Here is a 23627-nt window from a genome sequence, read left to right as displayed (position 1 = left end):
TTCAGGAAAATTTGCAGGTCTTGTATCGCAAGGACAGGCGAGGGAAAAGAGAAAAATCTTTCCCACAGGGGGCGGCATGGCAGGAAATTGGATGGTGGCACTAGCCTTTGCCGGGGTGCTGGCGGGGCCTGCGGCTGCGCGCGATGTGGCAGGACAGTTTGATTACTATGTGCTGGCACTGTCATGGTCGCCCAGCTGGTGCGCCAGCACCGGCGATAATCGCGGCGCCGATCAATGCGCGGTGGGGCAACGCATCGGCTTTGTCGTGCATGGGTTGTGGCCGCAATACGAACGCGGCTGGCCGGAACGCTGCGCCACCGCCGAACGCGATCCCTCGCGCCGCGAAAGTCAGGCGATGGCCGACATCATGGGATCGGGCGGGCTGGCATGGTATCAATGGCAAAAGCATGGCCGTTGCTCGGGCCTGTCGGCGCGGGGATATTACGCCGCAACCCGGCAGGCGCTGGACGTGGTGGCGATCCCCGAGGTCTTCACGCGCCTGAATCGCGACATCCGCCTGCCCCCTGCCATTGTCGAAGACGCCTTCATCGAGGCCAACCCCGCCTTAGGCCGCGACGGCATCACCGTCACCTGCCGCGACGCCGCGCTGCAAGAAGTCCGCATCTGCCTGACCCGCAATTTTCAGCCGCGTGATTGCGCCCCGGATACAAGACGCGACTGCCCGTTGCCCGCAGTGACGATGGCACCCCCGCGATAGGTCAGGGCCGGGGGGCACCCCCTTTTCCTGCCCCTCCTCATCCCGTGGGATATTTAAGGACAGAAGATGCGGCGCTTAACCCGATCTTAAAGCGTATCATGCAAGGATGGCATCACGGTACAGGCGGGGACGCCGATGACCGTGACAGGAGATGCCGCACCCGCGCCCTGGCCCAAAGCCCGGTTCGGGTGCGCGCGCATTCCACACCGCGCCCTGCATCTTCTGTCCTGTAAATATCCCCGCCGGAGGCTCCGGCAAGGCAGCAGGCACCGCCGGTTGCAATTATCAATAAGCCGCGCCGCCAGCACCCGCAGGCAGGGTGCCATAGGGCAGCCAGACGGTTTTGATCTGCACCGCGCGACGCAGGAACGGCTCGCCCTGCGTGTCGGGGTCGCTCCAGCGCAGCGCAGGAACGGGCCAGACAGGTTTTAGATTGCCGCAAGCGGCGCGCTCGGCGGATCGCAGACCATCGGCCGCGCCATGATACCACAGCGCCGCCACTTCGTCATGGGCAGCCAGAGCCACCGCCAGATCTTCACGCGGGCCGGTCAGGATGTTCACCGCGCCACCAGGCAGATCGGATGTGTCCATGATCTGCGCCAGATCGAACAGCGCCATCGGATCGTCTTGCGCCGCCACGGCGACCACGGCGTTACCCATAGCGATGGCGGGCAAGACCAGCGACACGAGCCCGGCCAAAGGCGCTGTGTTGGGACAGATCACCCCCATCACGCCAAAGGGTTCGGGGATCACGTTGACCAGATGGCCGGGCCTGGTCTGGACATTGCGGCCATCGTATTTATCGGCCCATGCGGCATAGTGAAAGACGCGGGCGATGGCGACGTCAGCCTCGGCCCCCGAGGTGCGGGCGGCCAGCGCGTCGCGGCGCTGCGCCATGTTTTCGGCCAGAAAATACAGCACCTGCGCGCGGGCGTGGCCACCCATAGCGGCCCATTTCGGCGCGGTTTTGGCTGCTGCTTCAACGGCATTTCGCACGTCTTTGCGCCCAGCCAGCGGGGCCAGCCCGCCGGGCACGGCATACATCTGCCCGCTGTCCGGGCGTTTCTGGGCACCGCCAATATACAGTTTGGCCGTGCGGTCGATGGAAGCGGCGCCCTGCCCTGCCCCCGGCACCACAACCGGGGCTGCGGGCGTGGAAATCTTTTCCGTTTTTCTCAGAGACACGGTCAGGTAATCCTGCATCCCGGCAAAGCCGCCCTCGCGCCCAAAGCCGCTTTCCCGCATTCCGCCAAAGGGTGCCGCCGCGTCGAACAGGTTGGCGGCGTTGATCCAGACCACACCCGCCCTGATCCGCGCGGCCAGATCGGTCGCCACCGCCGCGCTTTCCGACCAGACAGAGGCCGCCAGCCCATAGCGGGTGTTATTGGCCAGCTCCACGGCCTCGTCTGCGGTGCGGAAGGTGGTCAGGGTGGCGATGGGGCCAAAGATTTCCGTGCCGAACGCAGGATTGGCGGGCGTCACGCCGCGCAAATATCCAGGGGCGATAAAGCACCCCTCGCCGGGCGCGCCGCCGATCATCTCGGCTCCGGCATCCACACCGGCACGACATAGCATCAGGATACGGTCCTTTTGCACCGGGTCCACGATCGCGCCGATGTCGGTGGATTTGTCCAGGGGCGGACCAACACGCAAGCGGCCCATGCGGGCGCGCAGCAGCGTTTCAAACCGCTCGGCGATGGATTCGGCGACCAGCAGCCGCGACCCGGCACAACAGACCTGACCCTGATTGAACCAGATGGAATCGACCACGCCTTCCACCGCCGCATCCAGATCGGCGTCGGGCATCACAACAAAGGGCGATTTCCCGCCCAGCTCCAGCGTCAGCGCCCGCCCGGTTCCGGCCAGTGTTTCAGCAATCTGGCGCCCCACCTCAGTCGATCCGGTGAAGGCGATCTTGTCCACATCCGCCCCCACCAGCGCCGCGCCGGTCGCACCATCGCCGGTGACGATGTTCACCACGCCGGGCGGCAGGCCAGCCTCGGCGCAGATTTCGGCAAAGGCCAGCGCGGTCAGCGGCGTGTATTCGGCCGGTTTCAGCACGACGGCATTCCCGGCGGCCAGCGCGGGGGCAATCTTCCACGCCAGCATCAGCAGCGGAAAGTTCCACGGGATGATCGCACCGACCACGCCCAAGGGAGCGTGCCCCGGAAAGGCGGTGTCACGCAACTCGGCCCAACCCGCATGGTGATAGAAATGCCGTGCGGCAAGGGGGATGTCGATGTCGCGCGCCTCGCGAATGGGTTTGCCGTTGTCCAGCACCTCAAGCACCGAGAGGAACCGTTCGCGTTTCTGGATATGCCGGGCCAGCGCATACAGATGCCGGGCGCGGGCATGGCCGGGCAGCGCCGCCCAGCCCTTGGCCGCCTTGCGCGCGGCCTTGACCGCCGCCGCAACGTCATCCGCCGTGCCCTGCGTAATCTGCGCCAGAACCTGACCCGTGAACGGGTCACGGGTGTCAAACAGCGCACCCGGCGCGGTCCACGCCCCGCCGATGAAATGGCCAAAGGCACGGCCCGACAGCCAGTCACGCACCGCGCCCGCATCCTCGGACGAGGGGCCGTAATCCAGATGTTCCATGATCTCGCTCACGCTGGACATGTTCCCCCTCAGGCGATGGCAAAGCGGTGGGCGCTGGCATAGCGCCCGGTCACGTGATGGCTGATCTGCCGTTCGATGTCGCCCAGCAGAGACGAGGCCCCGATGCGGAACAGCCCCGGCGACAGCCAGTCGCGACCCAGTTCCTCGAACATCAGGACTTGCCAGTTCAGCGCGTCCTTGGCCGTGCGCAGCCCGCCTGCGGGTTTAAAACCGACGCGATGGCCGGTCTGGGCATGGTAATCGCGAATTGCGCGGGCCATGACCAACGACACCGGCAGGGTGGCGTTCACGCCTTCCTTGCCGGTCGAGGTCTTGATCCAGTCGGCCCCGGCCTGCATTGCGATGTGGCTGGCACGGGCGACGTTTTCCAGCGATTTCAAATCGCCGGTCGCCAGAATCGCCTTCGTCCGCGCCGCGCCGCACGCCTCGCGCATGGCGCGCAATTCGTCATACAACGCAGCCCATTCGCCGCGCAGCACATGGGCGCGGGTGATCACGATGTCGATCTCATCCGCGCCCTGATCGACGGCATAGCGTATTTCGGCCAGCCGCAGGTCCAAGGGCATCAGCCCGGCCGGAAAGCCGGTGGCGACGCTGGCCACGGGAATGGCACTGCCCGCCAGTGCAGCCTTGGCCGGGGCCACCATCGTCGGATAAACGCAGACCGCGCCGGTGGTCAGGTCATCCACCCCCATCGCCGCCAGCAGATCTGCGGCAATCGGCTGGCGTGCCTTGGCGCACAAACGGGTTACGCGGTCGGGCGTGTCGTCACCGGACAGCGTGGTCAGGTCGATACAGCGCACCGCGTTCAGCAGCCACGCCGCCTGATGGTCTTTTTTCAGGCTGCGCCGCGCGGGCAAGGTCGCCGCGCGGCGTTCCACCGCCGGGGTGTTGATGCGCACCTGCGCCAGCGCATCAAGGTTCAGCGCCGTGCCAGGGTTCCGCTGTGCCGGGGCCGTCACCTTAACCGCGCCCCAGCCAGCGCGACAGCCGCCCGCGCGCCCGATCAGCGCGGGCATCCACCCGCTGCACCGCCGGATCAATGGTGCGTTCGCGGAACTGCGCCCACATCCGCCACAAGGTCAGCAGCAGCACCATCATCACACCCAGCACGATCATGGCGGGCCAGTTGGTCGCCCGCACCTCGGGTCCGGCCACCGGGCGGATCGAAATGGCATTGGGATAGGTGGACAGCCACGGTATCCGCCAACCATAGCCCGTCACCGAAACCCAGCGCGGATGATCCGAGGTCGAGCGCAGATCGGTCGCCTGCCCATGCAGGTTAGAGCTGTCGTATTTGAAATAGGGCGGCCACAGCCAGCCGGTGTCTTCGTTACGATACACGAACACACGGCCATTGGGGCGCACCGTGTCGATGAACCGCACATCGCGCAGCCCCTGCTGGTTCTCGACCGTGCCGGCATCCTCGCCTGCATAAAACATCTGGTTCGAGGGCGTGATCGCAGTCAGCCGGCTATAGGTGTTGGTGATCCGCACGGTGTTCTGCGACGGCAGCGCGTAATCCAGAAAAGCAAAGACGATCAGCCCGAAGGTGACGCCCAGAACGACCCTGACCCAATACATATCCGCCCCTACCTGTTGTTGACGTAATAGATGATCGCCATGATGGCCAGCGTCGGCACCACAAAGACCAGCCCGACCAGCCGCGCCTTGAGCGTCTTTTCAAAGCCGACCATGGAACGCCGCACGAAATCTTTCCGTTCCCTGCTGTCGCCCGCGCGGTCGGGGTGGCGACGATCCCATTCTTCTTCCAGCTTTTCACGCCGCAGCGACCGGATGTAAAGCGACAGCAGCACATAAAACAGCGCCTCGATGGCGATGACGACGGCAATCAGGCGAAGCAGCGCGGCCATGGGCGATCTTTCACGGTTCAGGCGTCAGTGGCGGTGTCAGGACGGGACGCCCTGACGACCAGCCGCAACAACCGGCCAAGCAGACCCCCCCGCACCCGCAGCCACCATACACACAAGCATATGCGGCAGGAACACCCCCGACGTTGCGGCACCCGACAGCAATCCGACCAGCAGGGCGGCAGCCAACGGTATCACCAGCCGCGCGCCGCCCAACCCGCCACCGCCGCCACAACGGGCCACAGCAGCATCACAACCAGCACTTCGGACGGCAACGAAAAAACTGTCTCGCCAAAGCGCATGGCGACAATCATCAGCAACAGCGCGGCCATCAGCACCGCCGCACTGCCCAACGCCAGCCGCAAACCATCGGCCAGCCAGCCGCGCCGGATGCGCAACTGTCGCAGCCACAAATGCGTCGCCATCGCGACCACAGCAAGACCGATGAACCACAGCGCCATCGCTGCCACTGCTCCCACCATCACGCCCCCCGAAATCGCCATTGCCCGCGCGGCCAAGCGCCCCTAGCCTGCGCCGTATGACCCACTTATCCGATGCCATCGCCGCGCGCCGCAACGATCTGATCGCGCTGACACAAGACCTGATCCGTATTCCGACGCTGAACCCGCCGGGACGGCACTATCATGACATCTGCGCCTTTCTGGAATCGCGGCTGGCCCCGCAGGGGTGGGATTGCCGCCTGATTCGCGCGCAGGGCACGCCGGGCGATTGCGCGGAATTTCCCCGCTGGAACATCGTCGCCCGCCATACCGGAACGCGGCCCGGCGATTGTGTGCATTTCAACAGCCATCACGATGTGGTCGAGGTCGGCCACGGCTGGACGCGCGATCCCTTTGGCGGCGAACAGGATGGCGACCGCATCTATGGCCGGGGCGCCTGCGACATGAAGGGTGGGCTGGCCGCCAGCATCATCGCCGCCGAAGCCTTTGTCGCCACCCACCCCGACCACGCGGGCAGTATCGAGATCAGCGCCACCGCCGACGAGGAATCGGGCGGATATGGCGGCGTGGCCTATCTGGCACAGCAGGGGGCGTTTGCCCACGTAAACCACGTCATCATCCCCGAACCGCTGCACAAAGACCGTATCTGTCTGGGCCATCGCGGCGTCTGGTGGGCGGAAATCGAAACGCAGGGCCGCATCGCCCATGGCTCGATGCCGTTTCTGGGCGACTGCGCCATCCGCCACATGGGCGCGGTGATCGCGGAAATGGAGGCGACGCTGTTTCCCCTGCTGGCGGGCAAACGCACCGAAATGCCAGTCATCCCCGAAGGCGCGCGGTCATCGACGCTGAACATCAACAGCATCCACGGCGGCGAGGGCGAAGGCCACGCGGGCCTGCCCGCGCCCTGTGTGCCCGACCGCTGCCGCATCATCATCGACCGCCGCTTTCTGATCGAAGAAGACATCGCCGAGGTCAAGGCCGAGATGACGGCGCTGCTGGAACGGGTGCGCGCCGCCCGTCCCAGCTTTCGCTATGAAATCCGCGATCTGTTCGAGGTCCAGCCCAGCATGACCGACCGCGACGCCCCGGTGGCGCGATCCACCGCCGCCGCGATTCAGCGGGTGCTGGGGCGGCAGGCGGGCTATGTCGTCAGCCCCGGCACCTATGATCAGAAACATATCGACCGGATCGGCAAGCTGCAAAACTGCATCGCCTACGGTCCGGGCGTTCTGGATCTGGCGCATCAGCCGGATGAGTGGATCGGCATTCAGGACATGCTGGACAGCGCCACGGTAATGGCGCTGGTGCTGGAGGATTTGTTGGGGTGATCGGAAAGACGGCGGGATGAGACGTTTTCTGACCCTGATCGGCGCGGCGACCCTGATCGGTCTGGCACAGATCGCATCGCCGCACGCGCGTGATCGGGCAGGCAGGGCAGCCCCGGATCAACGCCCCCGCAGGATGCGCCGCCCACCGCAACATCCCCACCGCTCCCTGACTGGAGCCAGACCATCGACCGGATGGCGACGCGGTTTGGCGCTTCGGCGATCATCATTGTGGCGTGGTATCCGCTGTTTCGGCTAGCCCCCGAGTTGTGCAAGGCCGTATGGACCTATGAACTTCCCGAACTGACATCGCAGATGTGGGTTGTCTGGATCTTGCTGGGGCTGGCGGTGGTGATGACACCGCTTGCCTTTGCCTCCGCATTGTCGGTCATCCTGCCGCTGTTCCGGCACCTTGAGGGCAGCAAGGGTTTCTGGCGGATCGTGGCATCGGGGGTGGCAACCGCGCTGGCCATCTACATCTATGTGGCGCTGCTGGCGATCATCGGCATGGGGAGTGAGTGGAGTGGCGAACTGATCGGTCTGGCCAAGCAGTTGACGATTCAGGACAGCGCCTGCGGCCCGACCAGCCTGCGCGGTCAAGCCTGTGAAGATGCGATCAACGCTATTCTGACGGAAATCGACTAGCGTCGCCGGCCCGTATCAGGATTGAGACCGGGCCGTGGCTTTTCGGCCCCGCTCCAAGCCGCGTATTTGGGCAAACAGCACGCAGTGCGCCCGTTACAGCCCGCCCACGCGCATCAACACAAAGACCGAGCGTTCCTCTTTCTTGATCCGGTCGTCGCTGACCATCAGGAACAGGTCGTCGGCCACCTGCGTCAGCCCTTCGTAATCGGCATCGGTGATGGCAGGCACCTCGATGGGGATGGCGGCGGTCGGGCAGGTGCCGTCGTCGGTGCAGGCTGCGGGATCAAGCAGGCGCAGGTTGGGGCGCAGGTCTTTGCCCTTGCCCTGCCGTTCCAGCAACAGCAGGCGACCATCGCGCAGAGTGGCCATGGCCTTGAGACGGGTTTCATTCGGCTGGGTATAGAACAGGTCGCGCCCCTCGCTGGTCAGCAGGTTGTGGCGGAAACTGCCATCGGGGGCTTCTGCCGCGACCTCGGGCGCTGTGACCACTTCGCCCGTTGTCAGCAAGGCCAGCGATTCCGGCCCGTGCTTGCCGCGCCTTTCATCCAGTGCGGGGGCCAGCGTCTCGGGCAGCGGATATTCGGCAACCATCTGCCCCTGCGCGTCAAAGATCCCCGCTTGCGGGCCGGTTTCGCTGAGGATCATCAGCCGCGCCTCACTGCCCTCGGCGGGCATCAGGGCCAGACCTTCCGGGTCGAATGCCTTGGATTTCAGCGTATCGCCATTCGCATCAATCAGCCGCGCCGCGCCTGTCGGGGTCAGTGACAGCCGGTCGCCCTCGGTCGTCAGATCAAAGGTGAACAGGATGCCCCGGTCGGACACGCCGTAAAGCACACCGGATTGCGGGTCATGGGCCAGCCCGGACAGCTCGGCCAAGGCTTCACCGTCCACCGGGGTTTCGGGCAGGATCAGCGTATCCAGCACGGTGGCGGTGGGGGTATCGGCCCAAACCGGAGCGGCCAGTATCGCGGCGACGGCGGCAGCAATAAAGCGGGTCATGGAATGTCCTGTTCTGCGTTGGAATAGGGGGTAAACGCAGCAGGCATCAGATGTTTCCATAAAAAATGCACAGGCCGCGCCCAAGGACGCGGCCTGTTGTCAATGCGGCGGGCGATCAGCCCTTTGGCCCGGCCTCCAACGCGTCTTCAAAGGTGCGCAGGCCGGTGCGGGGGGACTGGACCAGAACGGCCATGTTCCCCGGTTTGTGCTGGTTGCGATACATCTTCATATGCGCCTGCGGGATTTCGGCCCAAGGGAACACCTCGGACATGCAGGGGTCGATGCGGCGTTCCAGCATCAGCTTGTTTGCGGCGGATGCCTGTTTCAGATGCGCGAAATGGCTGCCTTGCAGGCGTTTCTGGTGCATCCACATATAGCGCACGTCAAAGGTGCAGTTGAACCCGGTGGTCCCGGCGCAGATCACCACCATACCGCCCTTTTTGCAGACGAAGGTCGATACGGGGAAGGTCGCCTCGCCGGGGTGTTCAAACACGATGTCAACATTGTTGCCCTTGCCGGTGATGTCCCAGATGGCCTTGCCGAATTTGCGCACCTCGTTGAACCACTGCTTGTATTCCTCGGAATTGACCTTGGGCAGCGCGCCCCAGCAGTTGAAATCCTTGCGATTGATGACGCCTTTCGCGCCAAGGGCCATGACGAAATCGCGCTTGTCTTCCTCACTGATGACGCCGATGGCATTGCCGCCCGCCGCGTTAATCAGCTGGATCGCGAACGACCCAAGGCCGCCCGACGCGCCCCAGACCAGCACGTTCATGCCGGGTTTCAGTTCATGCGGTTCATGGCCGAACAGCATCCGATAAGCGGTGGCCAGCGTCAGCGTATAGCAGGCCGATTCTTCCCATGTCAGGTGCTGCGGGCGGCGCATCAACTGCTGCGCCTGAACGCGGGTGAATTGTGCGAATGATCCGTCAGGGGTTTCATAGCCCCAGATACGCTGGCTGGGCGAATACATCGGATCGCCGCCGTTGCATTCCTCGTCGTCGCCGTCGTCCTGATTGCAGTGGATCACCACCTCATCGCCGACCTTCCAGTTTTTCACCTTGTCACCCACGGCCCAGACGATACCCGAGGCATCAGAACCGGCGATGTGATAGGGGGCCTTGTGGCCATCAAACGGGCTGATCGGCTGGCCCAGACCGGCCCAGATACCGTTATAGTTGACACCCGCCGCCATCACCAGAACCAGCACTTCGTGGCTGTCGATGCTGGGCGTTTCGACCACCTCGACCTGCATGGCCTGATCGGGTTCGCCGTGCCGTTCGCGGCGGATCGCCCATGCATACATCTGTTTGGGCACATGGCCCAAGGGCGGCATCTCGCCGATTTCATACAGATCCTTTTGCGGCGCATCATAGGGTGCGATCGGGGTCGGGGCGTCCAGAGCCATCATTTCCTCCAACAACTTGCCGCACCGCAGAATCGGGGCGGGATTGGGCTAGCGATAATGGTGGATGCGCAACATTGCAACAGGCGGGCGGCTAGATTTGTAATAATGTGTCCGCCGCGCCGCAGCGTTACGTCTTGCCCCCGGCAAGGATCAGCGGCTGGCGCGGTGCCGTCTTTTCGCCAAGCACCAACTGCCGTGTCACAGGATTCTGGCGGCAGATCGTATGCAGCGCCACCGGCAGCAGGATACCTGCCGCCACCCCGGCCAACAGATTGACCGGCAGCGACGTGATCTCCATCCCCTCCAGAAACCGCCGCATCCCCGAGGTTGCGAACACATGATACAGATAGATCGTGAACGACGCAGGCCCGATCTTTTCCAGCAGCCTGATATGAGGCAGCGCCAGCATCGCCGCCAGACAGCCGCCGGTGCCGACCAGCATGCTTTGCAGATCTCGCGCATTCTCTGACAGCCTGCCGGTCTGATCCAGAATCGACAGGTTCATCGCCACGCCCGCGGCAAAGGTTACGCAAGCCACCGCTGCCAGCACCTTGCGGTGCCGCATGATCGCCGCACGGTGTCGAAAAACCGCCGCGCCCAGCAGGAAATAGGGCAGCAGCAGAATCGCGCCATTCACCGAAAGCGGATTCTCTGACAGGTGGAACCCGCTCAACCACAGCGCAAAGGCCAAGACTGTCAGAACCGCCGTTCCCCTGCCGCCCAAAAACGCATCGACAGGGGCATAAAACCAGAAAATCAGCAGGATCGCCTGAAGAAACCAGAAATGCGCATAGCCGGTCACGAAGGGCCACCAATAAGCCCCGTTCAGGCTGAAACTGGTGTGGCTAAGATCGGCCAGAATCGCAAAGGCAAGGATCGCGATGGCACCGGGAACCGCCAGCCGCCGCAGCTTGCCGGTCAAGAACCCCGCGACTTGTCCGCGTTGCGGCGGGCGGATCGCAAACACCATGCCGGCGATAAAGGCGAACAATGGCATCCGCAGATCGGCGAAAAGCCCGGCAAAAATCCGGTATCCCGAGGGGTAATCCAGTTCCAGCCCATTCTCGGGCGAGGCACCGATCACATGATAGCTGACAAGCAGCAGCACGGCCAGCGCGCGTGCGGTCTCGATCGGAAAGACGGCCCGACCGGGATCAGGCCTTGACTGCGGCAACATGGCATACCTCGGAATCATTAAATGCACCCGAATCACCCTGGGTGCTGGTGCCTTGTATACGGTTTCTCCGTTTTCGCACAGTCGCAGCTTGGCGCATCGGCAATGCCGCGCCGCAGCGAATTGACGGCGCAGCTTTGTTTCGGTATTCGACAATCAACAGTAATATTGTTGCGAGTCGTGACGATGACCCAGAAAGACAAACCCTGGCTGTTCCGCACCTATGCCGGGCACTCGACCGCCGCGAAATCCAATGCGCTGTATCGCAGCAATCTGGCCAAGGGGCAGACCGGCCTGTCGGTGGCCTTCGATCTGCCGACGCAGACCGGATATGACAGCGATCACACGCTGGCGCGGGGCGAGGTGGGCAAGGTCGGCGTGCCGGTCTGTCATCTGGGCGATATGCGGGCGCTGTTCGATCAGATCCCGCTGGAACAGATGAACACCTCGATGACGATCAACGCCACCGCGCCGTGGCTGTTGTCGCTGTATATCGCCGTCGCCGAGGAACAGGGTGCCGATATTTCCGCCCTGCAAGGCACGGTGCAGAACGATCTGATCAAGGAATACCTGTCGCGCGGCACCTATATCTGCCCACCGAAACCGTCGCTGGCGATGATTACCGATGTCGCCGCCTATACGCGCGAGCATCTGCCGAAATGGAACCCGATGAACGTCTGTTCCTATCACCTGCAAGAGGCCGGGGCGACGCCGCAGCAGGAACTGGCCTATGCGCTGGCGACCGGCATCGCGGTCTTGGACGATCTGAAGCGCAAGGTGCCTCAGGCGGAGTTTCCGGCGATGGTCGGGCGGATTTCGTTCTTTGTGAACGCCGGCATCCGGTTTGTGACCGAACTGTGCAAGATGCGCGCCTTTACCGAACTGTGGGACGAGATTTGCCGGGATCGCTATGGGATCGAGGATGAGAAATACCGCCGCTTCCGTTACGGCGTGCAGGTGAACAGCCTTGGCCTGACCGAACAGCAGCCGGAAAACAACGTCTATCGCATCTTGCTGGAAACTCTGGCGGTTACGCTGTCCAAGAATGCGCGGGCGCGGGCGGTGCAACTGCCGGCGTGGAACGAGGCACTTGGCCTGCCGCGCCCGTGGGATCAGCAATGGTCGCTGCGGATGCAGCAGATTTTGGCCTATGAAACCGACCTTCTGGAATATGGCGATCTGTTCGACGGCAACCCGGTGATTGCGGCCAAGGTCGAGGAGTTGAAACAGGGCGCGCGGGATGAACTGGCCACGCTGGACGCGATGGGCGGTGCGATCGCGGCGATTGACTATATGAAGGGGCGCCTGGTCGAATCGAATGCGGAACGGCTGAACCGGATCGAGGCGAATGAAACCATCGTCGTTGGCGTCAACCGCTGGCAGCAGGGTGAGGCCTCGCCGCTGACCTCGGGCGACGGGACGATCATGGTGGTTGATCCGGCAGTCGAGGCCGATCAGGTCGCGCGGCTGGAGGCATGGCGCGCGGGCCGGGACGAAGGCGCGGTGCAGTTGGCGCTTGGCGCGCTGCGTGATGCGGCACGCGCGGGCAAGAACATCATGCCCTATTCCATCGCGGCGGCGAAGGCGGGGGCAACGACGGGCGAATGGGCCGGGATCATGCGGTCGGTGCATGGCGAATACCGCGGGCCTACGGGCGTGTCGGCCAGCCCCTCGAACCGCACCGAGGGGCTGGAGCCGATCCGCGAGGCCGTCGATGCCGTCAGCGCCCGTCTGGGCCGGCGGCTGAAGTTTCTGGTCGGCAAGCCGGGCCTTGATGGCCATTCCAACGGCGCCGAACAGATCGCCTTTCGCGCCCGCGACTGCGGCATGGACATCACCTATGAGGGCATCCGCCTGACCCCCGAACAGATCGTCGCGGCGGCACAGGAACAAGACGCGCATGTCGTCGGCCTGTCGATCCTGTCGGGCAGCCATCTGCCGCTGATCGAGGAATTGATGGACCGGATGCGCGCGGCGGGTCTTGGCGGCACGCCGGTCGTCGTGGGCGGAATTATCCCCGATGAGGATGCGGCACGGCTGACGGCGATGGGCGTGGCGCGGGTCTATACGCCCAAGGATTTTGAGCTGAACCGGATCATGATGGATATTGTGACGCTGGTTCAGCCGGGGGAAAAGGCGGCCTGAGGGCGAGAGGGAGGACCGGGGGTTTCACACCCCCGGACCCCCGTGGGATACTTACAGACAGAAGATGCGTCAGGCGGCCTTGTGACGACACATCAAGGCTGGCTCGGCTGCGGTCAGTGTAATCGGTAAAAAGCCATCGTAACCGAAGTTCATCGGCGCGGCGAATTCGGCCTGTGTCAGCAAGCCCAGTATATAGCCATGGAACGGCAGACCCGGCGCATGGACCGCATCGACCAAACCCTGTGTCAGCAACACGATGCCGCTGGCTTCGCCTATCGACAAAAGTGGCGATCTTGGTCAACAGCGCGGCGCCGAGCTGGCTGGTGCCTGTTTCAGACTGCATTCCCTCGATCATGCACAGTGCAGCGAAATCAACGCCTTGGATGATAGCACGGCTGGCGCGATGGCAGAGGGCGACAGCGCTCAGCCCCGGCCAAGCATGTAAAATTCCGGGTTGGGCGGGATGTCGCCCGCGTTTACCAGCCGGTTCGACATGCCGAAAAAGGCGGCAATCGCACCGATGTCCCAGACCTCATCGGGGGTGAAGCCCGCCTTGGCCAGCGCATCATGGTCGGCCTGCCCGATCCTCCCCGCGTCCAGCGTGACCTTTTCGGCGTAATCCAGCATCGCGAATTCGCGCGCCGACAGATCGGCCTTGCGCCAGTTGACCGCGACCTGATCGGCGATCTGCGGATTTTTCGCCCGGATGCGCAGGATCGCGCCATGGGCGACCACGCAATATTGACAGCGGTTCAGGCCGGAAATCGCCACCACGATCAATTCGCGTTCGGCCTTGGTCAGCCCCTCGTCCTTGTCCATCAGCGCGTCGTGGTAGGCGAAAAAGGCGCGGAATTCGGCGGGGCGGTGGGCCAGCGCCAGAAAGACATTGGGGATAAAGCCGGATTTCTCGGCGACCGCCAGGATCGCCTCGCGCATATCATCGGGCAGGCTGTCCAGATCGGGGACGGGGAAACGGCTGATGGCTTGGGTCATGGTGGCCTCCTTTTCCCGGCAGACTAGCGCCCCGATTTCAGCGCCGCCAGCGCCGCCTGCACCTTGGGGCTGCGGTGCAGATCGACATGCGTGACCAGCCACAGAATGCTGTCCCATTCCGGGTTATGCGCGATTTCCACCAACCCGGTGGCCAGATCGGCATACAGAAAGCCGACGCCCAGCCCCATCCCGATTGCCGCGCGCAGTGCCGATGGCTCATTCGCCGTCAACACCTGCGCATCAGACCGCACATTCGCCTGAACCCAAGGCATATAGGGTGCCCTGCGCGCTATATCACCTGGCAGCACAAAGCGGTTGCGCGCCAGATCATCGGCCAGCGGCAGATCAGGGGCGGCGAACAGCGCCATCCGCAACCGCAAGAACGGCTGCACCACATAGTCGGGTTCCGACGGACGCACTGTCGCACCGCGAATCGCCACATGTGCCTCGCCCGCGCCAAGGCGGAACAGCCGGGCGTCGGTCTGATAATCCAGCCGCAGGCCCGGATGGGCGGCCAGCATGGGCGCAAGGCGCGGCAGGATCAGCCAGTGCATATCGGGCAGCGCCGTGACCGTCAGCACCCCTTCGATGGCTCCGCCGCCCCGGATACGGGTGTGCATCTGGGCGACGCGCTCTTCGATCCCGCTGCCGGATTCCAGCAGAACCTGCCCTTCCTCGGTGGGGGTATAGCCGCGCGCGCCGCGCTGAAACAGACGCACCCCCAAGGCCGCCTCAAGCGCGTCGATGCGGCGGATCACCGTGGCATGGTGAACCCCCAGCACCGTGGCTGCGCCGCTGATCGTGCCTTCACGCGCAACGGCCAGCGCCACGCGGATGTCGTCCCAATTATCCATCTGTGCAAATCCGAACAGAAACTGCGCGATTATCGCTGTTTTGTTCGCGCTCGCATAGGGCTATCTCATCCTCAACGAACACAGGAGCCTCATATGCACATCCTTCACCTCGACAGCGCGATCACCGGCGAAGCCTCGGTCTCGCGCAAGCTGACCGCCGACGCCGTTGCCCGCCTGACCGCGCAAAACCCCGGCGCGACCGTCACCTATCGCGATCTGAACCAAGGCGTGCCCGCCATCGACACCGACTGGTTCAAGGCCGTGCGTCTGGCCCCCGCGAACCCCACGGCCGCGCAGCAGGCGCTGATCGACACCTCGGACGCGTTTCTGAAAGAGGTGCAGGACGCGGACGTTCTGGTCATCGGCGTGCCGGTTTACAATTTCACCATCACCGCGCAGCTGAAAAACTGGCTGGACCAGATCGCCCGCGCCGGAATCAGCTTTCGCTATACCGAGGCTGGCCCCGAAGGTCTGCTGAAGGGCAAGCGCGCGATCATCGCCTATACCGCCGCTGGCACCCCCATCGGGTCGGACCTGGACTACGCCTCGGGTTATCTGCGGCATATGCTGGGCTTCCTTGGCATCAGCGATGTGACCTTCGTGCCCGCCGACGGCCTGGCCATGGACCGCGAGGCCGGTCTGGCCCGCGCACAGGCCGCGCTGGATCAGATTGCCGCCTGATCCGCGCGGTATGGAAAACGGCCCGGCGTTGACTCGCGGGCCGTTTTTGCCTATCTGAACCAAGATTCCCGGAAGGATACCCCTTCCGGTCCCCGTCACATGCGGGGATCGCCCCCCGTCAGCGCGGCTGCGCCCACGGGGGCAATTCGTGTTTTGGACCGCAGGAGGCCCGCCATGTTCGAGAACCTCTCCGACCGCCTTGGCGGCGTCTTCGACCGGCTGACCAAACAGGGCGCGCTGACCGAAGATGACGTCACCGCCGCCATGCGTGAGGTGCGCACCGCCTTGCTTGAGGCGGACGTGTCGCTGCCCGTCGCGCGGTCTTTCGTGAAATCGGTCACGGCCAAGGCCACGGGCGCGGCAGTGACGAAATCCATCACCCCCGGCCAGCAGGTGGTCAAGATCGTCCATGACGAGCTGATCAAGGTTCTGGCGGGGGATGAGGGCGACGACGCCCTGCGCATCGACAACCCGCCCGCGCCGATCCTGATGGTGGGCCTGCAAGGTTCGGGCAAAACCACCACCACCGCCAAACTGGCCCGCCGGTTGAAGGAACGCGAGAAAAAGCGCGTGTTGATGGCGTCCTTGGACACCAACCGCCCCGCCGCGATGGAGCAGTTGGCCATTCTGGGCCAGCAGATCGGCGTCGATACCCTGCCCATCGTGCCGGGCGAATCGGCGGTGCAGATCGCGCGGCGGGCGAAACAGCAGGCCACCCTGGGCGGTTATGACGTGTTCATGCTGGACACCGCTGGCCGTCTGCACATCGACCAGCAGCTGATGGACGAGGTGCAGGCCGTGCGCGACATCGCACAGCCGCGCGAAACCCTGTTGGTTGTCGATGGCCTGACGGGTCAGGACGCGGTGAACGTCGCCACCGAATTTGACGGCAAGGTCGGGATCAGCGGCGTCGTGCTGACCCGGATGGACGGCGACGGACGCGGCGGTGCCGCCCTGTCGATGCGCGCCGTGACCGGCAAGCCGATCCGCTTTGTCGGCCTTGGCGAAAAGATGGACGCACTGGAATCGTTCGATGCGCAGCGTGTCGCGGGCCGCATCCTCGGCATGGGCGACATCGTGGCCTTGGTCGAAAAGGCCCAGCAGGTGCTGGAGGCCGAACAGGCCGAACGCATGGTGAAACGGTTCCAGAAGGGGCTGTTCAACATGAATGACATGCGCAGCCAATTGGAACAGATGCAAAAGATGGGCGGGATGCAGTCGATCATGTCGATGATGCCCGGCATGGCGAAAATGGCCAAACAGGCCGAAGACGCGGGCATGAACGACGTGATGATCCGCCGCCAGATCGCGCTGATCAACTCGATGACGAAAAAGGAACGGGCGAACCCCGACCTGCTGCAAGCCAGCCGCAAGAAACGCATCGCCACCGGGGCTGGCCTTGACGTGCAAGACCTGAACCGTCTGCTGAAGATGCAGCGGCAGATGGGCGATACGATGAAAAAGCTGGGCAAGATGAAGGGCGGCATGATGCGACAGGCCATGCGCGCGATGATGGGCAAGGACGGCGGCCTGCCCGACATGGCCAGCGCCGATCCGGCGAAAATGGCCGAGGCGGCCAAGATGCTGCAAGACCCGCGGGGCTTGGGCGGGCAGCTTGGCGGCATGGGCCTGCCGGGCGGCCTGTCGGGGATGTTTGGCAAGAAATGATCGCGCTGGTCGATCATATTCCGGTTCTGGAAACGGAACGACTAATCCTGCGCGGCCCGCGCCTGGCGGATTTCGATGCCGTGGCGGCGTTCTATGCCGATCCGCGCAGCAAACCCGTCGGCGGACCGATGAAGCGCGATCAGGCGTGGTCGGAATTTGCCGCAAATGCCGGGCAATGGCTGCTGCGCGGCTATGGCTTTTGGGAAATCGAACACCGCGAAACCGGCCAGACCATCGGCCGCGCGGGTATCTATCACTCCGACAACTGGCCCGAACCGGAATTGGGCTGGATGCTGTATGGCAACGGTCAAGAGGGGCGCGGCATCGCCCAAGAAGCGGCAACCGCCGCCCGCAACGCCGCCGCCCGCCTGTTCGGCATCACCCGCCCGATCTCGTCGATCGAGACGGGCAACCACCGCTCGATCCGGCTGGCCGAACGCATGGGCGCGCGGCCCGATGGCGACTGGCAAACGCCCTATGGTCTGATGTTGCGCTTTCGCCACGAGGTTGTCGCATGACCCCTGCCCCTTCGATCATCCCCACCGTAGAAACCGAACGCCTGATCCTGCGCGCCCCCCGGCGCGAAGATTTCGATGCCTATGACGCCTTCTATTCCGATGTGCGCAGCATCTTTGTCGGCGGCCCGCGCACCCGGTTCGAAAACTGGTTTACCTTTCTGGCCCTGCCCGGCCATTGGGCGCTGATGGGCTTTGGCTACTGGATGATCGAACTGCGCGAAACCGGCCAGGTCATCGGCAGCGCGGGCATCATCCAGCATCTGGACTGGCCCGAACCGGAACTGGGCTGGCAACTGTTCGAAGGCTTTGAAGGGCACGGCTACGCCACCGAGGCCGCCATCGCGGCCCGCAAATGGGCCGCCGCGCAAGGCATGGCACCGCTGGTGTCCTTTGTGCCGATACCCAACGACCGCTCGGCCATGCTGGCGCAACGCATCGGTTGCCAGCATCAGGGCACATGGGAAAGCCCCTTTGGTATCCTGAACGTCTGGCGTCATCCGCAGGAAACCGCGTGATGTCTGTCTTTCGTTTGCAAATATCCTCGGGGGTGCGGGGGCAGACAGCCCCCGCTCCTGCCCTCACCGCAAAGGCCGTCCGATGACCGATGACACCACCCGCGCCGCCACGCTGCTGGCCGAACACCGCGCCAGCATCGACCGGCTGGATGCCATTCTGGTTTATACGCTGGCCGAGCGGTTCAAGCACACCCAATCCGTCGGCCATCTCAAGGCCGAACATGATCTTCCGCCGTCCGATCCCGCCCGCGAGGCAACCCAGATCGCACGGCTGGAACGCCTCGCGCGCGAGGCCGACCTGGACCCGGAATTCGCGCGCAAATTCCTGAACTTCGTGATCGCCGAGGTGATCCGCCATCACGAAAGCTTCCAATCCTGACGGGGCCACGCCCCACACCGCCATTCAAAGGAGAAAACCAATGGCCATGAAGATCCGTCTTGCCCGTGGTGGCAGCAAGAAACGCCCGCACTACGCCATCGTCGCAACCGACAGCCGGATGCCGCGCGACGGTCGTTTCATCGAAAAGCTGGGCACCTATAACCCCTTGCTGCCTAAAGACAGCGAAGAGCGCGTGAAAATGGACATGACGCGCGTTCAGCACTGGCTGGATCAGGGCGCGCAGCCGACTGACCGCGTGGCCCGCTTTCTCGAAGCCGCCGGCGCCCGCCCCAAGGCCGAGCGCAAGAATCTGAAAAAAGGCGAGCCGGGCAAAGCCGCCCAGGAACGCGCCGCCAAAAAGGCCGAGCGTAACGCCGCCCCGGCCGAGGCAGCCTCGGAATAAATGCTCTGGCCCGCCCCCATCGGGCGGGCCTTTCCTTATCGGACGAAAGCCCCATGCGCGTGCTGTTATTGGCCATCATCTTTACCGCTGGTTTTATCGCCGGACGTGGTGCCGAACGCTGGCTGGCCAAGGACGCCTGCCTTGACGCGGGTGGCGCGATACGGGGCAACCTGTGCCGGGGGCTGTCATGAGTGATCGCATCTGTATCGGCGCCATCGCGGGGGCCTTTGGCGTCAAGGGCGAGGTGCGGTTGAAAAGTTTCTGCGCCAACCCGCCCGACATCGCCACCTATGGCCCTCTGACGACCGAGGATGGCGCGCGGTCCTTTACCGTGCGGCTGACGCGCCCCGTCACCGGCGGGCTTGGTGCACGGCTGTCGGGCGTTACGACCCGCGAGGACGCCGAACGGCTAAAGGGTGTGACGCTGTGGGCCGCGCGCGATGCGCTGCCCAGCCTGCCTGACGACGAATTCTATCATACCGACCTGATCGGGCTAGAGGTGGTGGACACCGGCGGACGCGTTCTGGGCCGCGTGCGCGCCATCTTTGACCATGGCGCAGGCGACATTCTGGACATTCACGGCCCATATCCGATGCTGATCCCCTTCACCCGTGCCGCCGTGCCAACCGTCGATCTGACCGCGCGCCGCATCGTTGCCGACCCACCGGACAGCGACGAATGAGCCGCGTCCTGCTGCACCCCGGTTTTCACAAGACCGGCACCAAAAGCGTGCAGCAGTTCCTGTGGGCCAATGGCCCGCTGATCTGGCCCCATACGGCGCTGATCCTGCCTGCCCGCATCACTGAACTGACGCGGCTGGCCTTTGCCCAGACCCGCGCACCTTCGCCCCACAATCTGGCCGCCCTTGGCGACGAGATGCGGCAGTTCATCGGCGGGCTGTCGCTGGCCCGTCCCGGCAAGACACCGCGCGATGTCATCATCAGCGCCGAAAACCTGATCGGCCCGATGCCGCGCGGCGACGGCCCGCCCTACCCCGCCACCGCCCTGATCCTGACGGAACTGGTCGCCGCGCTGCGCGAGACCATCGACGCAACCGAGGTCACGATCCACCTGTCGCTGCGCGATCAGACGGCATGGGCGCGCAGCATCCACGCCCATCACGCAAGGCGGCTGAACGGCCCGCGCATGACCGCCAGCGCCGCCGATCTGGCCACTGAACTGGCCCGCTGGCCGCTGGCGCAGCGGGCGGCACTGACCATTCCCGGTGCGACCGTCACGGCAACCGACATCGCCACGCTGGCCGGTGAACGCTGGGGTATCGCGCAGCCCTTCGTCGATTTCCTGCACCTGCCTGCCGCCGCACTGGACCAACTGACGCCGGTGCCGCATCTGCACCGCTCGGACCACGCGCTGACGGACCGGATGCTGGAACTGAACCGCTCGCTGCTTGACGCCGATGCGCTGGCGCAGTCCAAACGCGCGCTGTTGTCCCCCACCGGAAAGATGTCCGCATGAAATCCCATGGCCGCCTGTCGATCCGCACCAGCGCCACCCCGCGCGACCTGATGGCCGAACCACAGGTGCGCGGCGCATGGACGGCGAACATCGTCACTCTGCTCCCCGAGGCGTTTCCCGGCATCCTTGGCCTGTCATTGACCGGACGCGCGCTGGCCGAAGGTCTGTGGAACCTGCGCACCATCCCCTTGCGCGACCATGGCATCGGGCGGCACCGCAATGTCGATGACACACCCGCGGGCGGCGGAGCGGGCATGGTGATCCGCCCCGATGTGATGGCCGCCGCGCTGGACTGCGCCGACCCCGGCCTGCCGGTGATTTACCTGTCGCCGCGCGGCGCGCCATTCACGCAGGCCCGCGCGCGCGATCTGGCCCTGGGGCCGGGTATGACGCTGATCTGCGGCCGGTTCGAGGGCGTGGACCAGCGCGTTCTGGACGCTCGCCGGATCGAGGAAATCAGCATCGGAGACTATGTTCTGACCGGCGGCGAACTGGCCGCTCAGGTCTTGATCGACGCGACGGTTCGGCTTATACCGCGCGTGCTGGGGAATCAGGCGTCGCTGACCGAGGAATCCTTTTCCGAAGGTCTGCTTGAGCATCCGCAGTATACGAAGCCCGCTGAATGGGAAGGCCGTGCGATACCGGATGTTCTGTTGTCCGGCAATCACGCGGCCATTGCCAGTTGGCGGGCATCGCAGGCCGAAAGGCTGACCAAGGAACGCCGCCCCGACCTGTGGCGGGCATACGAAACCCGTATGGACCCGACAAAGGACCGACAGCTCTCGGGCGCATCAGACCAATCGCGGGACCGCCGCGAGACATGAAAGGAATTGCGATGAACCTGATCGCCCAACTGGAAGCCGAGCAAATCGCCGAGCTTGGCAAAAACATCCCCGATTTCAAGGCCGGTGACACCATCCGCGTCGGTTACAAAGTGACCGAGGGCACCCGCACCCGCGTTCAGAACTATGAAGGCGTCTGCATCAGCCGCAAGGGCGGCAATGGCATCGGCGCCTCGTTCACCGTGCGCAAGATCTCGTTCGGTGAAGGTGTGGAACGTGTGTTCCCGCTCTATGCCACCAACGTCGCCTCGATCGAGGTTGTGCGTCGTGGCCGTGTGCGCCGCGCCAAGCTGTATTACCTGCGCGACCGTCGCGGTAAATCGGCCCGGATCGCCGAAAAAACCAACTACAAGCCCAAAGCTGACGCATAAGGAGATCGGCGATGCGCAACGATATTCACCCCGACTATCACCTGATCGAAGTCAAGATGACCGATGGCACCACCTATCAGGTGCGTTCGACCTGGGGCAAGGAAGGCGACACCATGGCGCTGGACATCGACCCGACCTCGCACCCGGCATGGACGGGCGGTTCGTCCCGCCTGATGGACACCGGCGGCCGTGTGTCCAAGTTCAAAAACAAATACGCCGGTCTGGGCTTCTGATCCCGACCTGCACGGAAAACGCGCGAACACGGAAACGTCGCCCCTTGGGGCGGCGTTTTCATTCGGAAAGGGGCACTCATGTCACTGGGAATGCAGGATCGGCTGTCGGTTGGCAGATTGTTTCGTGTGTTCTGGTGGCAGGTCGGCATCACATGGGTGCTGACGCTGCTGGAAACGGCGCTTTTCGCGCTGATGCCCCTGCTTATTGGCTGGTCGATTGACGGGCTGGTGAAAAACGACTGGACCTCGTTCCGGCACCTGTTGCTGATGCTGTTCAGCCTGCTGGCCATTGCGACCATGCGGCGGCTGTATGATACGCGGGTTTACGGAACGATCCGGGTTGAGCTGGGCAAAGTGCAGGCTGCCCGGTCGGCCAGCGATCCGGTCAGCGTCAGAAACGCACGGGTTCTGATGGGGCTTGAGCTGGTGGACTTTCTGGAAAACACCGCGCCCGAGGCCATGACATCGCTGGTGCAGGTCATCGTCGCGGCGGTGGTTCTGTTGTTCTTTCACGGCTATCTGGCGGCCAGTTCCGCCGGGGCGCTGGTCGTCATGCTGCTGATCTATGCCGTCGCCGCACCACGCTTTTCCGCCTGAACGGTGCTTTGAACGAGGCCGCCGAAGGGCAGATCAGCGCGCTGGACAGCCACAGCCCGCGCCGGATCGCCGCGCATTTCCTGCGGCTGCGTCGGCAAGAGGTGCGGTTGTCCGACACCGAAAGCATCGTCTATGGGCTGATTTTTCTGGTGCTGCTGTCGATGCTGGCCTTCAATATCTGGTTCGCCGCAACCCGCCTTGGCGGCAGCCCCGGCACGATCTTTTCCGTTATCGCTTATTCGCAAGAGTTCCTGCAATCCGCCGTGCAACTGCCGGTGGCTTTACAGGCGTTGACACGCCTGCGCGAAATAACCGAGCGGATCAGCCGCCTGCCGGAATCCGACAACAGCGCTTAACACTGCCAGCAGACGCCGCCCATATGCGGGCGGCGTCTGCCCTTGCGCGGCCATAGGTCAGGCGCGCCCCAGCAGACGGCCCAGCCAGCCATCGCCCCGAACCGCAGGGGCAACCCCGACCGGATAGCCGGTCAGATGGCGACCACCGGCGTCGATGGTGACACGTCCATCCCAGTATCGGCGCAACACCGTGCCTTGGGCAGTTTGCGTGCCTGCAACCGTGATGGTGGCCAGTTCCCCGCCCTCGCGCCGGATCAGATCATCATATTCATCGTAAGGGATCGGCATCGCATAAGGTGAAAAGCCCGACATAGCAAAATGGTGCATTTCAGTTCCTCCGCTGACAACATTGTGTTGATCTGTGCTGGCACCC

General features: G+C 64.1%; 28 protein-coding genes and 1 pseudogene. 17 read left to right on the top strand and 12 right to left on the bottom strand.

Going from position 1 to position 23627, the window contains the following annotated elements; genetic code table 11:
* Positions 1-76: 76 nt before the first annotated feature.
* Positions 77-718 carry a ribonuclease T2 gene (locus Q4G22_RS02450; protein WP_303384305.1) on the top strand — a complete coding sequence of 214 codons (642 nt, stop codon included), beginning with the start codon at positions 77-79 and terminating at the stop codon, positions 716-718.
* Between the two features lie 285 nt (positions 719-1003).
* Here the strand turns inward: Q4G22_RS02450 and Q4G22_RS02445 are convergent, their stop codons facing one another.
* The 5 genes from Q4G22_RS02445 to Q4G22_RS02425 form a co-directional block, all read right to left on the bottom strand.
* Positions 1004-3337, bottom strand: a complete 2334-nt coding sequence (locus tag Q4G22_RS02445) for an aldehyde dehydrogenase family protein (protein WP_303384304.1) — start codon at positions 3335-3337, stop codon at positions 1004-1006.
* 8 nt (positions 3338-3345) lie between these two features.
* A complete protein-coding gene (gene deoC / locus Q4G22_RS02440) occupies positions 3346-4356 on the bottom strand; it encodes a deoxyribose-phosphate aldolase (RefSeq protein WP_303384303.1) in 1011 nt (336 codons plus the stop codon).
* A complete protein-coding gene (locus tag Q4G22_RS02435) occupies positions 4301-4921 on the bottom strand; it encodes a DUF1523 family protein (protein ID WP_303384302.1) in 621 nt (206 codons plus the stop codon). Before Q4G22_RS02435 ends, deoC begins: the two co-directional genes overlap by 56 nt.
* An 8-nt stretch (positions 4922-4929) precedes the next feature.
* Positions 4930-5211: a hypothetical protein gene (locus Q4G22_RS02430; RefSeq protein ID WP_303360074.1), complete on the bottom strand. Its 282-nt coding sequence runs from the start codon at positions 5209-5211 to the stop codon at positions 4930-4932.
* 191 nt (positions 5212-5402) lie between these two features.
* On the bottom strand, positions 5403-5690 hold the full coding sequence (locus Q4G22_RS02425) for a hypothetical protein (protein WP_303384301.1): 288 nt from the start codon (positions 5688-5690) through the stop codon (positions 5403-5405).
* Between the two features lie 56 nt (positions 5691-5746).
* Here Q4G22_RS02425 and Q4G22_RS02420 point away from each other — a divergent pair, with 56 nt between their 5' ends.
* Positions 5747-7000, top strand: a complete 1254-nt coding sequence (locus tag Q4G22_RS02420; RefSeq protein WP_303384300.1) for an acetylornithine deacetylase/succinyl-diaminopimelate desuccinylase family protein — start codon at positions 5747-5749, stop codon at positions 6998-7000.
* A gap of 192 nt (positions 7001-7192) precedes the next feature.
* A complete protein-coding gene (locus Q4G22_RS02415; RefSeq protein WP_303384299.1) occupies positions 7193-7642 on the top strand; it encodes a hypothetical protein in 450 nt (149 codons plus the stop codon).
* A 93-nt stretch (positions 7643-7735) separates the two neighbouring features.
* Here Q4G22_RS02415 and Q4G22_RS02410 read toward each other — a convergent pair whose 3' ends face one another.
* The 3 genes from Q4G22_RS02410 to Q4G22_RS02400 all read right to left on the bottom strand — a co-directional run bounded on the left by Q4G22_RS02410 (position 7736) and on the right by Q4G22_RS02400 (position 11226).
* Positions 7736-8641 carry an esterase-like activity of phytase family protein gene (locus tag Q4G22_RS02410; protein ID WP_303384298.1) on the bottom strand — a complete coding sequence of 302 codons (906 nt, stop codon included), beginning with the start codon at positions 8639-8641 and terminating at the stop codon, positions 7736-7738.
* A 115-nt stretch (positions 8642-8756) separates the two neighbouring features.
* Positions 8757-10049 carry a crotonyl-CoA carboxylase/reductase gene (gene ccrA, locus Q4G22_RS02405; RefSeq protein WP_303384297.1) on the bottom strand — a complete coding sequence of 431 codons (1293 nt, stop codon included), beginning with the start codon at positions 10047-10049 and terminating at the stop codon, positions 8757-8759.
* Between the two features lie 127 nt (positions 10050-10176).
* Positions 10177-11226 carry an acyltransferase family protein gene (locus Q4G22_RS02400; RefSeq protein ID WP_303384296.1) on the bottom strand — a complete coding sequence of 350 codons (1050 nt, stop codon included), beginning with the start codon at positions 11224-11226 and terminating at the stop codon, positions 10177-10179.
* 183 nt (positions 11227-11409) lie between these two features.
* Here Q4G22_RS02400 and Q4G22_RS02395 point away from each other — a divergent pair, with 183 nt between their 5' ends.
* On the top strand, positions 11410-13368 hold the full coding sequence (locus Q4G22_RS02395) for a protein meaA (RefSeq protein ID WP_303384295.1): 1959 nt from the start codon (positions 11410-11412) through the stop codon (positions 13366-13368).
* A 69-nt stretch (positions 13369-13437) separates the two neighbouring features.
* Here Q4G22_RS02395 and Q4G22_RS02390 read toward each other — a convergent pair whose 3' ends face one another.
* From Q4G22_RS02390 to Q4G22_RS02380, 3 genes are all read right to left on the bottom strand, one after another.
* Positions 13438-13650 (bottom strand): hypothetical protein, encoded by a 213-nt coding sequence (locus Q4G22_RS02390; RefSeq protein ID WP_303384294.1) that lies wholly within the window; start codon positions 13648-13650, stop codon positions 13438-13440.
* Positions 13651-13791: 141 nt separating this feature from the next.
* A complete protein-coding gene (locus Q4G22_RS02385; RefSeq protein WP_303384293.1) occupies positions 13792-14361 on the bottom strand; it encodes a peroxidase-related enzyme in 570 nt (189 codons plus the stop codon).
* 23 nt (positions 14362-14384) lie between these two features.
* Positions 14385-15215 (bottom strand): LysR family transcriptional regulator, encoded by an 831-nt coding sequence (locus tag Q4G22_RS02380; protein WP_303384292.1) that lies wholly within the window; start codon positions 15213-15215, stop codon positions 14385-14387.
* Positions 15216-15308: 93 nt separating this feature from the next.
* Here Q4G22_RS02380 and Q4G22_RS02375 point away from each other — a divergent pair, with 93 nt between their 5' ends.
* From Q4G22_RS02375 to Q4G22_RS15675, 13 genes and pseudogenes are all read left to right on the top strand, one after another.
* A complete protein-coding gene (locus tag Q4G22_RS02375; protein ID WP_303384291.1) occupies positions 15309-15896 on the top strand; it encodes an FMN-dependent NADH-azoreductase in 588 nt (195 codons plus the stop codon).
* A 174-nt stretch (positions 15897-16070) separates the two neighbouring features.
* Entirely contained in the window at positions 16071-17564 is a 1494-nt protein-coding gene (gene ffh, locus Q4G22_RS02370; RefSeq protein ID WP_303384290.1) for a signal recognition particle protein, read from the top strand.
* The gene (locus Q4G22_RS02365; protein WP_303384289.1) at positions 17561-18082 is read left to right on the top strand and encodes a GNAT family N-acetyltransferase; all 522 of its coding nucleotides are present in this window, start codon (positions 17561-17563) and stop codon (positions 18080-18082) included. The genes ffh and Q4G22_RS02365 overlap by 4 nt, the downstream gene beginning before the upstream one ends.
* On the top strand, positions 18079-18597 hold the full coding sequence (locus tag Q4G22_RS02360) for a GNAT family N-acetyltransferase (protein ID WP_303384288.1): 519 nt from the start codon (positions 18079-18081) through the stop codon (positions 18595-18597). The genes Q4G22_RS02365 and Q4G22_RS02360 overlap by 4 nt, the downstream gene beginning before the upstream one ends.
* Positions 18598-18679: 82 nt before the next feature.
* The gene (locus tag Q4G22_RS02355; protein ID WP_303384287.1) at positions 18680-18976 is read left to right on the top strand and encodes a chorismate mutase; all 297 of its coding nucleotides are present in this window, start codon (positions 18680-18682) and stop codon (positions 18974-18976) included.
* A 40-nt stretch (positions 18977-19016) separates the two neighbouring features.
* Positions 19017-19379: a 30S ribosomal protein S16 gene (rpsP, locus tag Q4G22_RS02350; protein ID WP_303384286.1), complete on the top strand. Its 363-nt coding sequence runs from the start codon at positions 19017-19019 to the stop codon at positions 19377-19379.
* A gap of 53 nt (positions 19380-19432) precedes the next feature.
* The gene (locus tag Q4G22_RS02345; protein WP_303384285.1) at positions 19433-19570 is read left to right on the top strand and encodes a hypothetical protein; all 138 of its coding nucleotides are present in this window, start codon (positions 19433-19435) and stop codon (positions 19568-19570) included.
* The gene (gene rimM, locus Q4G22_RS02340) at positions 19567-20061 is read left to right on the top strand and encodes a ribosome maturation factor RimM (RefSeq protein WP_303384284.1); all 495 of its coding nucleotides are present in this window, start codon (positions 19567-19569) and stop codon (positions 20059-20061) included. The genes Q4G22_RS02345 and rimM overlap by 4 nt, the downstream gene beginning before the upstream one ends.
* The gene (locus tag Q4G22_RS02335; protein WP_303384283.1) at positions 20058-20855 is read left to right on the top strand and encodes a hypothetical protein; all 798 of its coding nucleotides are present in this window, start codon (positions 20058-20060) and stop codon (positions 20853-20855) included. The genes rimM and Q4G22_RS02335 overlap by 4 nt, the downstream gene beginning before the upstream one ends.
* Positions 20852-21679: a tRNA (guanosine(37)-N1)-methyltransferase TrmD gene (gene trmD, locus Q4G22_RS02330; RefSeq protein WP_303384282.1), complete on the top strand. Its 828-nt coding sequence runs from the start codon at positions 20852-20854 to the stop codon at positions 21677-21679. Before Q4G22_RS02335 ends, trmD begins: the two co-directional genes overlap by 4 nt.
* Before the next feature lie 11 nt (positions 21680-21690).
* Complete coding sequence (rplS, locus tag Q4G22_RS02325) at positions 21691-22068, top strand: 50S ribosomal protein L19 (RefSeq protein WP_303384281.1); 378 nt, start codon at positions 21691-21693, stop codon at positions 22066-22068.
* Positions 22069-22079: 11 nt separating this feature from the next.
* On the top strand, positions 22080-22301 hold the full coding sequence (gene rpmE, locus Q4G22_RS02320) for a 50S ribosomal protein L31 (protein ID WP_303384280.1): 222 nt from the start codon (positions 22080-22082) through the stop codon (positions 22299-22301).
* Positions 22302-22379: 78 nt separating this feature from the next.
* Positions 22380-23254, top strand: a pseudogene (locus Q4G22_RS15675) (ABC transporter six-transmembrane domain-containing protein).
* Between the two features lie 57 nt (positions 23255-23311).
* Here the strand turns inward: Q4G22_RS15675 and Q4G22_RS02305 are convergent.
* A complete protein-coding gene (locus Q4G22_RS02305) occupies positions 23312-23581 on the bottom strand; it encodes a hypothetical protein (protein WP_303384277.1) in 270 nt (89 codons plus the stop codon).
* Positions 23582-23627 lie beyond the last annotated feature (46 nt).

This window comes from Paracoccus sp. (in: a-proteobacteria) (assembly GCF_030538655.1).
In the GTDB taxonomy this organism is placed as follows: domain Bacteria; phylum Pseudomonadota; class Alphaproteobacteria; order Rhodobacterales; family Rhodobacteraceae; genus Paracoccus.
The sequence above is the reverse complement of the archived record's forward strand: the minus strand, read 5'-3'. Positions and strand labels throughout refer to the sequence as shown.